Here is a 12,767-nt window from a genome sequence, read left to right as displayed (position 1 = left end):
GGTGCACGGCTCAGGGCTGGTCTAGGGTAACACGGCTCGACGCAAAACCAAAAACGCCCGGGCCGCGGATGTCATTGATCGAACAGGATCACCGAACGGGCCAATTCGCCGCGCCGGAGCTCGTCGAAGGCCTCGTTGATCTGATCGAGCCGGATTCGCTGGGAAATCATTTCGTCGAGCTTGAGCTTGCCCGCCATATAGAAATCCGCGAGCCGCGGCATGTCGACGGGAAAACGATTGGACCCCATGATCGAGCCCTGGATTCGCCGCTCATGGAAAAGCGAATAGGCATCGAGTTCGAGCTTCACGCCCGGCTTGATCAGGCCGATGATCGTGGCCGAACCGCCACGACACACCATGGCGAATGCCTGTTCAGCGGTCTTTTTGAGTCCGATGCATTCGAACGCATGATGAACGCCCCCGCGCGTAATCTCCAGCACCGCCTTCACGGGGTCATCATCGCGCGCGTTGACGACGTCGGTGGCGCCGAACTCCCTTGCCAACGCGAGCTTTGAATCGAGCATGTCGATCGCGATGATCCGTCCGGCGCCCGCGAGTGCGGCGCCGTTGATGGCCGAGAGCCCGATCCCGCCGCAGCCGAGAACGGCGACGGTCTCGCCCGGACGGACCTGCGCGGTGTTGAACACCGCACCCGTGCCGGTCGTGACCGCACAACCGAGCAGCGCGGCACGGTCGAACGGCATGTCGCGGCGGATGGCAACGCAGGCGTGGTCGTGGACCAGCATCTGTTCGGCGAAGGCCGAGAGATTGACGAATTGCGGGATCGGCTGCTGCCTCAGCGTCAGGCGCGGCTCGTCGTCGGCGCCGCGTTTCGTGTCGGGCGATGCGCAAAGCGAAAGATGCCCGGTCACGCAATGTTCGCAATGCCCGCAATAGACGGAGAGGCAGGTCACGACATGGTCGCCCGGCTTGACCGTTCGCACCTCGGAGCCGACCTGTTCGACGACCCCTGCCGCCTCATGGCCAAGCACCATGGGACCGGGAATGGGGAAATGACCGTCGACGACGTGCAGGTCCGAATGGCAGACGCCCACCGCCATCGTGCGGATCAGGACCTCGTGCGGGCCAGGTTTGCTGACCTCCACATCTTCGATCGTGACAGGGGTTCCGACCTGATGGAAGACGGCGGCTTTCATGATGATCCTTTCGGTAGAAGCAAAGCGGTCATCATCGAGCCGCGCGAAATTATTCGCGCCACCCGGATCAGGTGGCTGCGGTCATCGCCGTGGACGGCTCAGCCGGAAAAGGACGGCGATCGCTTCTCGATGAAGGCCTGAACGGCTTCCTTGTGGTCGGCGGTCTGGTGCGACAGCGCCTGATAGGCCGCCGACATCTCGAGCAGCGTGTCGAGGCGGGTATGCAACGATTCGCGCAGCAAGCGCTTGGCGAGGCGAACCGCGTGTGGCGGATTGGCCGCGATAGCGCGCGCAATCTCACCGGCCAGATCGAGCAACCGGTCCCCAGGGACGACACGCGACACGAGATTCCAAGCCTCCGCCTGTCGGGCATCGATCATCTGGCCGGTCAGGGTCAACTCGGTCGCGCGCGACAGGCCGATGATGCGCGGCAGCAGCCATGCGCCGCCGTCGCCGGGTATGATGCCCAGCTTGACGAAGCTCTCGGCAAACCGGGCCGTGTCGGACGCGACCCGGATATCGCACATGCAGGCAAGGTCGAGCCCCGCGCCAATCGCCGGGCCGTTGACCGCGGCGATCACCGGGACTTCGAGATTGAACAGCGCGAGCGGGAGCCGCTGGATGCCGAGCCGGTATTCCTGTCGCAGCTCGATTCCCGACATTTCGCCATAGCGTGCCATGTCGCGAATATTGCCGCCCGCCGAAAAAGCGGTGCCCGCGCCGGTCAGGATCACCGCGCGCACGCCGGTATCGCGGTGGATGCGATCGATCGCTTCAAGAAATTCGGGAACCGCGCTGTTGCCGGTCAGCGGGTTGCGGCGTTCGGGATCGTTCATCGTCAGCGTGACGATGGCGCCGCCCTGCTCATATTTCAGAAACGCGCTCATCCGACCTGCTCCATGGCGCCTGGCGCGCCCGTCGCGGCGCGGACGAAATCGACCATCGTGCAATCTCCGTCCCGCAGCAAAGCCTCGCCCACCTGCCTGTTCCAGTAGATCTCCGATCCTTCTGCCCTGCGCCATTCGTGCAGGCGGCGGCTATAGAGCTGCAGGTCATACTCCTCGGTCACACCGATCGCGCCGTGAAGCGCGTGCGCCGTGCCGGCGACGAGCGGAACCGCCATGCTCGTGCGCGCCTTGGCGATCGCGGTTGGCAGCCGTGCGGGGATATGGCCCGAACCTGCGAAAGCCAGTTGCGCGGCCGCGCTCGCGGCGGCGACATGCTCGGCCATGACACTCAGCTGGTGCTGGACCGCCTGGAATTTGCCGATGGCCTTGCCGAACTGCGTGCGATCATTGCAATATGCGAGCGTATTTTCGAACACCCGGTCCATCGCGCCGGCAATAGCGGCGGCATGGATGGCGGCGCTGAACAGGCGGACATTCTCGCCTTCCGGGGAAACGGGGTCCACGACGACCTCCGGAGTCCATCGGAGCGTTGCGCAGGCACTACCCCGCACCCCGGTTGGGGTGCACTGCCCTCTGGTGCAGTCCAGCAACACCAGGTCGCCGTCGAGATTGCCGACCAGGAAGTCGGCGAGCATACCGAATGGCGCATGGGGTGCGCAGACCGATCCATCCGCCTCGCGGATACAGTTGCCCGACAGTGTCACCATGCCCTGCGGAGCGTCCTCGATCAGCGCCCGTGCCGCGATGCTCTGCGCAACGGGCAGCGGCATCGCGCAGCGCCCGAAGGCGACGAGGATCGGGAACAGGTCATTGAGCGCGAGGCCCGCGCCGCCCTTTGCTTCCGGGGTCAGCAGCGCAAGGAACCCCGCCTCTTCCAGCGCGCGCCAGAGCGTCGTCGCGGAGCCGCCATTCTCGATAGACCGGACCACGGCGGGCGTGCAGTGATCCTTGAGTATCTTTTCGATCGCTTCGGTGAACATGCGGTGCTTCCTGTCTCTTGCGGTTCAACGCAGTCCGAGTCCGCGCGCGATCATGCCGCGCAGGATCTCGCGCGTGCCGCCCCTCAGCGAGAAGGTCGGTGAAATCTGGCTGAGATAAGCCGCGGCGCGGTAAAGCTCCGCATCGACCGCCTTGCCGGGATCGGAAGCAAGCGCGGCTTCGATCATCGCGGGAATGCTCTGCTCGAACTCGGTCCCGAGATCCTTGACGAGCGCGGCTTCGACGACCGGGCTCTCGCCGCGGGCGAGCTTGGCTGTGACCGCCAGCGACAGGCTGCGCAGCGCGGCAAGCTGGCTCGCGAAACTCCCGACGAGGCTGGCGTCGGCGCTGGAGAAACCCGATCGCCTGAGCTGAGCCACCCATTGATCCAGCAGCACGACGCTCGAATAGAAGCGCTCGGGGCCGCTGCGCTCGAATGCCAGTTCGGCATTGACCTGTTCCCATCCGCTTCCTTCCGCACCCACCAGGGCATCATCGGGCAGCAGGACATCGTCGAAGGTCACTTCCGAAAAATGCGCGTCGCCAGTCAGATCGACGATCGGCCGGATGCCCACCCCCGGCAGCGAAAGATCGACGATGAGCTGCGACAAGCCACACTGACGGTCCTCGGGCACGCCGGAGGTGCGCACCAGCGCGATCATATAGTGCGCGCGGTGGGCATTGGTCGTCCAGATCTTGCGACCGTTCAACCGCCAGCCGCCGTCGACCCGTTTCGCGCGACTGCGGACGCTGGCTAAGTCGGATCCCGAATTGGGCTCGCTCATGCCGATACAGAAGAACGCTTCGGCGGCGCAGATGCGTGGAAGATAGAAGTCCTTCTGAGCCTCGGTTCCGTATCGCAGGATCAGGGGCCCGCTCTGCCGGTCGGCGATCCAGTGCGCCGCGACGGGTGCGCCGACGGCAAGCAGTTCCTCGACCAGCACAAACCGCCGAAAGGCATCGAGGCCCGCACCGCCATAGGTCGCAGGCAGGGTCAGCCCGACCCAGCCGCGCTTCGCCAGCCGCCGGCTGAAATCCGCGTCGAAGCCGGTCCAGCTCCGCGCGCGGACATCGGCTGATGCAGACGGCAGATCGATCGCCAGAAAATCCTTCACCTCGGCGCGGAAGCGCTCGGCCTCATCGGGCAGCGCTGCGCAGTGGAAGGAATCGAGAAGGCTGCTCAAGGCATTGTTCCGGTCATCGGTTCAGCTGCGTCCATAGAGGGTGACGACGCACGCGCCGCCCAGTCCCAGATTATGCTGCAGCGCCAGCCTTGCACCCGCGACCTGGCGCTGGTCGGCGGTTCCGCGCAACTGGTGGGTCAGCTCGTAGCATTGGGCGAGGCCCGTCGCGCCCAGCGGGTGGCCCTTGGAGAGAAGCCCGCCCGAAGGATTGGTGACGACCGTGCCGCCATAGGTGTTGGCGCCGTCCATCACGAACTGCTCGGCGCCTCCCTCAGGGCAAAAGCCGAGCGTCTCGTAGCAAATCACCTCGTTCTGCGCGAAACAGTCGTGGAGCTCGCACACATCGATGTCGTCGGGGCCAATGCCAGCCTTTTCATAGACCTGGCCGGCGGCGCTGCGTGTCATGTGCGTGCCGACCCAGTTGAGCATCGAGGGTGCCTCGGTCGAGAAGGTTTCGGGGGTATCGGTGGTCAGCGACTGGGCGAGAATCTGGACATCGGTTCTGAGCCCATGCTTTTTCGCGAAGCGCTCGGAGACCAGCACCGCCGCCGCGCCGCCGCAGGTCGGCGGGCAGGCCATCAGCCGCGTCATCACGCCCGGCCAGAGTATCTTGTCCGCCATCACATCTTCGGTGGTGAGGATGGTGCGGAACAATGCCAGCGGGTTGTTCGCCGCATGGCGGCTCGCCTTCGCGCGCACTGCGGCGAAAGTCTCGAGGCGGATGCCGTAGCGCTCCATCAATTCGCGCCCCGCACCGCCGAAGGTGCGCAGCGCCTGCGGCATATCCCCGGCATCCGCGGTCAGTTCGCGCAGGATCGGCAGGAAGCGTTCGCGCGTTGGCGGACGGTCGTCCCAGTGCGATTTCAGCGCACCGGCCTGCATCTGCTCGAAGCCCAGCGCAAGCACGCAGTCCGCATCGCCCGACGCGATTGCCTTGCGCGCCAGAAAGAGCGCGGTCGATCCGGTCGAGCAGTTGTTGTTGACGTTGACGATCGGGATGCCGGTCAGTCCGACTTCGTAGAGCGCGGTCTGCCCCGAGGTGGAGTCGCCATAGACGTAACCCGCATAGGCCTCTTCAATGAGGTCGTAGCCGATGCCGGCATCGGCGAGCGCGCGTCGCGTGGCGTCCGCGCCCATCTGGGTATAGCTCGGGCTTTGGCCGGGCTTGCTGAAGGGGATCATCCCGACCCCGGCAACGAAAACATTCTCGTTCATAGTGCCTCCCATGCGACAGGACGGGGAATCATAGTTTGCGCGCGATCAGTTCGCGCAGCACTTCGCTCGTGCCGCCGAAGATCCGGGTGACGCGCATGTCGACAAAGGCGCGGGCGACCGGATATTCGCGCATATAACCATAGCCGCCATGGAGCTGGACCATCTCGTCGATGCATTTGCACATCGTTTCGGTGGCGAAGAGCTTGGCGATCGCCGCCTCCTGCACCGTCAGCCGGCGGCGCATATGCTCACCGATATAGTAATCGACCAGCGTGCGGACCGCGGTTGCCTGCACCTTGATGTCGGCGAGCTTGAACTTGCTGTTCTGGAAATCCCACACGGTCTGGTTGAAGGCCTTGCGCCCCTTCACATAGTCGAGCGTGTGTTCGAGCAGGCGTTCAAGCTTGGCCGCGCTGTAAACCGCGATCACCAGTCGCTCCTGCGGCAATTCCTCCATCAGATGGATGAAACCCTGGTTCTCGACGCCAATCAGATTGCTTGCGGGCACCCGGACATCATCGAAGAAAAGTTCGGCGGTGTCGGCGGCCGGCTGGCCGATCTTCTCCAACTTTCGGCCACGACGGAAGCCGACGCGATCGGCCTCGACCATGATCAGGCTGACACCCTTGGCGCCCGCCGCCGGATCGGTCTTGCAGACGACGACGATCATGTCGGCATACAGGCCATTGCTGATGAAGGTTTTGCTGCCGTTGATGACGAAATCGTCGCCGTCGCGCACCGCGGTCGTCCGGATGGCCTTGAGATCGGAGCCTGTTCCCGGCTCGGTCATCGCTACCGCCATCACCGTCTCGCCCGAGCATATCTTGGGCAACCAGCGGCGCTTTTGCTCCTCGCTGCCAAGGCGGACGATATAGGGGGCAACGATGTCCGAATGGACCGACATGCTCCAACCGGACAGGCCCGCGCGCTGATATTCCTCGGCGAGAACCGCCGCGTGGCCGAAATCGCCGCCGCCGCCGCCATATTCGACGGGCACGGTCAGGCAGAGCAGCCCTTCGCGCCCCGCCTTCAGCCACGTCTCGCGATCGACATGGCCCGCCTCGTCCCATTCGGCCTGGTGCGGCACGCATTCGCGCTCGAAAAAGCGCCGCGCGGTCTCGCGCAGCATCTCATGGTCGTCGCGATAGACCGCGCGGTCGATATGCATTGGCTTCTCCTGGACGGTCGCCCACGTCAGGGCGACGACGATCACCTTATGCGAAGCGGGCGGTGCGCTATCTCCACCCGCGTCGGGTGGTGCGTCAGTTCACCGCCCGCGCGCAGCCAGCCCAATAGGGTTCGCGCAGGTCGCGCTTGAGGATCTTGCCAGCGCCCGACAGCGGCAGCGCGTCACGAAACTCGACGGACTTGGGGCATTTATAGCCCGCAATGGAACTGCGGCAGTGGCTGCGGACAGCCTCCGCATCGAGGTTCGAACCGGGCGTTTTCACGATCACGGCGTGGACCGCCTCGCCCCATTGTTCATGTGGAATCCCGATGACGGCGCACATCGCGATGTCGGGATGGCGTGCGATGACATTCTCGACCTCGGCCGAATAGATATTCTCGCCGCCGCTCACGATCATGTCCTTCAACCGGTCGACGATGAAGATATAGCCTTGATCGTCCATCCACGCGCCGTCGCCGGTGTAGAGCCAGCCGTCGCGCAGCGTCTGCGCGGTTTCCTCGGGCTTGTTCCAATAGCCGAGCATGATGTTGGGGCCGCGCACGATGATCTCGCCCACGGTGCCGCGCGGGACTTCGCGGCCCGCCGGATCGACGATCTTCACATTGACCCCGAATCCGCCCCGCCCGACCGAGCGCGACAGGCCGCTCTTGCGCGCCGCTTCGCTATGGTTTGCGGGCGGATTGGTCGAAACGATCGGGCAGGCCTCGGTCAGGCCATAGGAGTGGATGAGCTCGAGCTCGGGGAGCCTTGCAAGCAGTTGCTCGATCGTCGCCGCCGCCGAGGGCGAGGCGCCATAGGTCAGGCGCTGCAGGCAGCTCAGGTCGCGCGTGTCGAAGTCGGGATGCGCCAGCAGCGCCTGGATCATCGTCGGCACCAGCAGCGTCTCGCGGATGCGCTCGCGCTCGAGGATCCGAAGCACCTCGCCGGGCTCGAAAGTCGCAACCACCACATGCGGTTCGCCCGCGATGAACTGGACCATGGCGCGCGCCAGCCCTGCCATATGGAACAGCGGCGCGATATGAAGATTGGCGCTGCCCGGAAGCGGCGGCATCTCCGCCATGCGCTGGATGCAGGCCGACCAGAGGTTCAGGTGCGATTGCATCACGCCCTTGGGAAAGCCTGTCGTGCCGCCCGTGTACATGATGCACGCCAGATCCTCCCCGCCGCGGCCGGCGTCCTCGACCGGCCCCGTGGTCCGGATCAGCTGCTCGTAGGCGAGGGTGCCCGCCGGCGCGTCGCCTTCGCCGGCATGGATGAAGACCGGCGGGGTTTTGGCCGCGGTGCGGATGCCCTCGACCATTGGCAAGAAGTGATCGTCGACGATCAGGATGCGGGTGTCGCAATCGTCGAGCGAATAGACGATCTCGGGGACGCTCCACCGGGTGTTGACGGGATTCAGCACCCCGCCGCCCCACCAGACTCCCATCATATATTCGAGATAGCGGTCCGAATTGAGCGCCAGCATGCCCACCCGGTCTCCGGCCTCCATTCCGACAGCGCGCAATGCTCCGGCGAGGCGCGCAACGCGATCGCCAAACGCGCGAAAGGAGTGGCGGCGATCGCCGAAGATCGTGGCGACACCGTCGGGCGTCTGCTGCAGCGAGCGGTGAAGGCTGAGCGTCAGATACATGCTTGGTTCGTTCCTCTTTGAGCCTGCCAAGCGCCGGTCACGATCCGGGCTCGAAGCCGAAACCACGCGCGCGCAATTTCTCGACCATTGCGGTGTCGAAACCCCAGTCGAACAGAGCCGCGTCGCCGCCCTCCCCGCGCCTTGGAGCCGGACGCGGTTGCCGCGATGGCGTGCCGAGAAAGCGCGGCGCCGGTGCCGGCTGAGCGACCCCGCCGACCTGCATGAAGCTGTCGCGGGCTAGATGATGAGGATGCGTCACGGCTTCCGAGAAGGTGAGGACCGGAGCGAAGCAGGCGTCGCTGCCCTCGAAAACCGCGCACCATTGCGCGCGGGTTCGGCCGAGGAAGGCCGCGGCGATCGCCTGGCGCAGACGCGGCCAGCCGTCGCGGTCCTGCTGTTGCGGCAGGTCCGCGTCGGCCAGGCCGAGCTTCTCGAGCAGCTCGGCATAGAAACGCGATTCAACGGGTCCGATCGCGACATGATGGCCGTCGCGCGTGCGATAGGTGGCGTACCACGGCGCGCCGCCGTCGAGCATGTTGCTGCCCCGCTGCTCCTGCCAGTTGCCGCTCGCGAGCAGCCCCCAGAACACCGAAGCGAGCTGCGCCGCGCCTTCCGACATCGCAACATCGACCACCTGCCCGGATCCCCCGCGCTCCACATGGAGCAGCGCGCCGAGCACGCCGCACGCCAGCAGCATGCCGCCCCCGGCATAATCGCCCAGCAGGTTGAGCGGCGGGACGGGCGGGCCATCGACCGGTCCGATCGCCGCGAGCACGCCCGAGAGCGCGATATAGTTGAGATCATGCCCGGCCGTGGACGCAAGGGGACCGCTTTGTCCCCAGCCCGTCATGCGCGCGTAGACGAGCCGTGGATTGCGTGCGAGCACCACCTCCGGCCCCAGGCCAAGCCGCTCCATCGTGCCGGGCCGAAAGCCCTCGATGAGCACGTCCGCGCGCTCGATGAGATCGAGGGCCGCCGCCGCGGCGTCGGGGCGCTTGAGATCGAGCGTGAGCGAACGCTTGCCACGTCCCGTGATGTCGATCCGCGGCCCCGCGACCTTCGGCCCGAGGTCGTCATGCGCAACCGGCCGTTCGAGGCGTACCACGTCCGCGCCCATGTCGGCGAGCATCATCCCGCCAAACGGGGCGGGGCCGATCGCTTCGAATTCAAGCACGCGTATACCGCTGAGTACGCCCATCTGCGGCCCCTTTGACCGGTTGATCGAGGCGCGCGCGCCCTGACAAGGTGGAAAGCAACGTCGCTCGAGACCGTTGCGGCCGGGCGAGTGCCATGCCGGGCAACCTAGGCGCCGCGCTCCGCCGCGCGACCACCCGCATCGGGTGGTCCGCTACCCCATATCTTTTGCCATTCGATCACAGCCCGAAAGAGGCCGAGGCGCCTGCTCTCAGCAACCGCGCCGACCAAGATGGATAAAGCCGGCGAATGTGCCGAAAGGGGAGGAAAGTTCATGAAGCCAGAATTGCTCATATCCGTTGCGACGCTTGCTCTGGCGGGCGCGACGTCGCCCGCGTTTGCGCAGGAAGGGGCCCCGCGTGCCGCCGGAACCACAGCAGAGCCGGGTTCGGGCGACATCATCGTCACCGCGACGCGGCGAGCCGAAGCGCTTTCCGACGTGCCGATCGCAGTGAGCGCACTCAGCGGCGACCAACTCCAGAATTCGGGCGCCAGCGACATCCGCGCCCTGAGCCAGCTCGCGCCATCGCTCAACGTTGCGGGCGCGACGACCGAATCCAACTTTACCGCCCGCATCCGCGGCGTCGGCACTGTCGGCGAAAATGCGGGACTTGAATCCTCGGTCGCACTGTTCATCGACGGCGTATATCGCAACCGCACCGGTGTCGGGCTGACCGAGCTGGGCGAGATCGAGCGCATCGAGGTGCTGCGCGGACCGCAAGGCACGCTCTCTGGCCGCAACTCGACGGCCGGCACGATCAGCGTCATCACCAAGCGCCCCGAGTTCGACTTCGGCGGCTACGCCGCAGGCAGCTTTGGCAACTACGACTATTATCGCCTGGAAGGCGGGCTCACCGGCCCCGTCACCCAGACCCTCGCGTTCCGCCTCGACGGCGTCTGGCAACAACGCGACGGCTTTATCAAGCAGGTGACGGCGGGCGAGCCCGACATCAACGACCGCGACCGCTGGATGCTGCGCGGCCAACTGCTCTTCGAACCCAATTCGGATCTGAGCATCCGCCTGATCGGCGATTATAGTTCGCGCGACGAGAATTGCTGCGGCGCCGTCTATCAGAATCCGGTCCGCAGCCTGAGCCGTAACGCGCAGGGCGATGTCATCGCTGGCCCCAACCCGCTGCTTCCGATCCTGCAGGCGCTGGGTGCCAACATCCAGGTTCCGCCCGCCGGCACCAGCTTCATTCGGGAAACCGCGACGACCGCGGGCGTCCCCTACAGCGCAGACAGCAAGGATTGGGGCTTCTCGGGCGAGATGAACTGGACCTTCGGCGCCGCCACGCTGACCTCGATCACCGCGTATCGCGACTATAAATATGGCCAGGGCCAGGACGCCGACTTCAACGCGGCCGACCTGCTTCGGATCTCCAGCCGCGATCGCCATTTCCAGACTTTCACGCAGGAGCTGCGTTTGCAGGGCACGGCGTTCGACGGCCGGATCGACTGGCTGGTCGGTGGCTATTATGCCGACGAAACGCTGAACACCAACGACGACATCAAGTTCGGCGCCGATTATGAGAAATGGGCCAACTGCCTTGCCGTGGTCGGCAGCGCGCTCGCGCCCACCTTCAACTTCGCCTCGCCAACCTGCTCGGCGGCGCCTGCGACCACATTCCCTGGCTTCCAGGGCATTGCCGCGGCCCTCGGCGCGAGCCGGCTGGGCGGCACCGGGGCGCTCGGCAACAGGTTCAAGCAGGACAGCCGCAACTATGCGCTGTTCACGCACAATGTGTTCCAGATCATCCCCGACAAGCTCTCGCTGACGCTGGGCCTGCGTTACACGAACGAGAAAAAGACGCTCGAATCGAGCGCCAATATGAACAACACGCTTTGCACCCGCATCAACAACTCGTCGTTCCAGAATCTCGCGACGCTGCCCTGCCTGATCAACGCGACCGCGCCGAGCTTCGCCGCCGGCGATCCGGGCACCAGGTTCAGCGATGATGAGTGGACGGGGAGCGCGGTCCTGACCTTCAAGCCCACCGAAGACCTCATGACCTATGTGTCATACTCGCGCGGCTACAAGGCGGGCGGCTATAATCTCGATGTCAACGCCATCGATCGCCCGTGCAGTACGACTGCGGGCACGGCCGCGCAGAATGCGGCGTGTACCACGCTGCGCGCCGCGCCTGCCTTCACGCCGGGCAATGGCCGGGCGGAGGCGACCGATCTCCAGTTCGGCTCCGAGAAGGTCGATGCCTATGAGCTGGGCGTAAAATGGGATGGCCCCGGCATCGACGTCAACGCGGCACTCTTCTACCAGCAGTTCGACAACTTCCAGCTCAACACCTTCAACGGTGTGAACTTCGAGGTGTCCAACATCCAGAGCTGCAAGGACGATCTCGCCGGCGCCGACAGAGACGCCAGCGCGACCACGGGCGCATGCGCTCCAGGCCGTCTGCGCCCGGGTGTCACCTCCAAGGGGTTCGAGCTGGAAGTTTCTGCCAATCCTGCGAAATATTTCAACGTCGCGGCAGGCTTCACCTGGCTCGACTCCAAATATCGCAGCAATCTGGTCGGCACCAATGGCCGTCCGCTGACCCCGCAGCTCTTCCAGCTGCCGGGCGAGCGGACCTACTCGTCCGAATATTCGGTGACCGGCTCGATCGCCTGGTCGCCGCCGATCGGTGAGACGCTGACAAGCCTCTTCTATCTCGATTTCCGCTATGTCAGCGATACCAATACCGGCTCCGATCTCGACTTCGAGAAGATGCAGGACGGCTATGGGCTGATTAACGGACGCATCGGCCTCTATGGCCCCGACAAGAAATGGGGCGTCGAGCTCTGGGGACAGAATTTGCTCAATAGCAAATATCAGCAAACCGCATCCGACGCGCCGACGCAGGGCAGCGGCTCGTTCCGCGCCGTCCAGACCGGCGTGGCGGCCAGCGCGACACAGCTCTTCGTCGCGTTCCCGGGCGAACCGCGCACCTACGGGATAACCGTCAGAACGAGGTTCTAAGGCATAGGCAACGGGCGCGCGGCTTCGCTTCGAAGGCGCCAGGCTCGCCTCTCTGGCTGTCCCCGCGGCTCAGGCCGCGGGGACTTTTTGCGCCGTGCGCAAAGGCTGCCGATATCCCCAGACTGGCGTCGCCGATCGGCGGCATATGTCCGTTGTCGGCTGCAATGTCTGCGTACCTCCCGCTTGCAATGGAGGTGCCGTGCTGATTCCTTCGTCCGGTTATCGGACGAAGGTCGATGCTGGGCGAGCGTACGGCGATGCAAGACGCGTAATCTTATCGCTGCAGCCTTGAGAACCGTGCGCCGACGGATCAGTTTCGACGCTCCCCAACATCG

9 protein-coding genes are annotated in these 12,767 nt (G+C 65.1%); 1 reads left to right on the top strand and 8 read right to left on the bottom strand.

The window, feature by feature from the left end; genetic code table 11:
- Positions 1–71 precede the first annotated feature (71 nt).
- The 8 genes from AC1RRJ_RS00470 to AC1RRJ_RS00435 all read right to left on the bottom strand — a co-directional run bounded on the left by AC1RRJ_RS00470 (position 72) and on the right by AC1RRJ_RS00435 (position 9,459).
- On the bottom strand, positions 72–1,157 hold the full coding sequence (locus AC1RRJ_RS00470) for a Zn-dependent alcohol dehydrogenase (protein WP_493119734.1): 1,086 nt from the start codon (positions 1,155–1,157) through the stop codon (positions 72–74).
- Positions 1,158–1,255: 98 nt separating this feature from the next.
- Positions 1,256–2,044 (bottom strand): crotonase/enoyl-CoA hydratase family protein, encoded by a 789-nt coding sequence (locus AC1RRJ_RS00465; RefSeq protein WP_493119733.1) that lies wholly within the window; start codon positions 2,042–2,044, stop codon positions 1,256–1,258.
- A complete protein-coding gene (locus AC1RRJ_RS00460; RefSeq protein WP_493119732.1) occupies positions 2,041–3,045 on the bottom strand; it encodes an acyl-CoA dehydrogenase family protein in 1,005 nt (334 codons plus the stop codon). Before AC1RRJ_RS00460 ends, AC1RRJ_RS00465 begins: the two co-directional genes overlap by 4 nt.
- A gap of 24 nt (positions 3,046–3,069) precedes the next feature.
- A complete protein-coding gene (locus AC1RRJ_RS00455) occupies positions 3,070–4,158 on the bottom strand; it encodes an acyl-CoA dehydrogenase family protein (protein ID WP_493120671.1) in 1,089 nt (362 codons plus the stop codon).
- Between the two features lie 90 nt (positions 4,159–4,248).
- Positions 4,249–5,442 carry a lipid-transfer protein gene (locus AC1RRJ_RS00450; protein ID WP_493119731.1) on the bottom strand — a complete coding sequence of 398 codons (1,194 nt, stop codon included), beginning with the start codon at positions 5,440–5,442 and terminating at the stop codon, positions 4,249–4,251.
- Positions 5,443–5,470: 28 nt separating this feature from the next.
- Positions 5,471–6,610, bottom strand: coding sequence for an acyl-CoA dehydrogenase family protein (locus tag AC1RRJ_RS00445; RefSeq protein ID WP_493119730.1), 1,140 nt, complete (start codon positions 6,608–6,610; stop codon positions 5,471–5,473).
- A gap of 94 nt (positions 6,611–6,704) precedes the next feature.
- Positions 6,705–8,261 (bottom strand): acyl-CoA synthetase, encoded by a 1,557-nt coding sequence (locus tag AC1RRJ_RS00440; RefSeq protein ID WP_493119729.1) that lies wholly within the window; start codon positions 8,259–8,261, stop codon positions 6,705–6,707.
- 37 nt (positions 8,262–8,298) lie between these two features.
- Positions 8,299–9,459 carry a CaiB/BaiF CoA transferase family protein gene (locus AC1RRJ_RS00435; protein WP_493119728.1) on the bottom strand — a complete coding sequence of 387 codons (1,161 nt, stop codon included), beginning with the start codon at positions 9,457–9,459 and terminating at the stop codon, positions 8,299–8,301.
- Between the two features lie 270 nt (positions 9,460–9,729).
- On the opposite strand from AC1RRJ_RS00435, the gene AC1RRJ_RS00430 reads away from it, so the two are divergent.
- Complete coding sequence (locus tag AC1RRJ_RS00430) at positions 9,730–12,432, top strand: TonB-dependent receptor (protein ID WP_493119727.1); 2,703 nt, start codon at positions 9,730–9,732, stop codon at positions 12,430–12,432.
- Positions 12,433–12,767: the final 335 nt, after the last annotated feature.

Source organism: Sphingopyxis sp. GW821-FHT12C06, assembly GCF_058807415.1.
The sequence above is the reverse complement of the archived record's forward strand: the minus strand, read 5'-3'. Positions and strand labels throughout refer to the sequence as shown.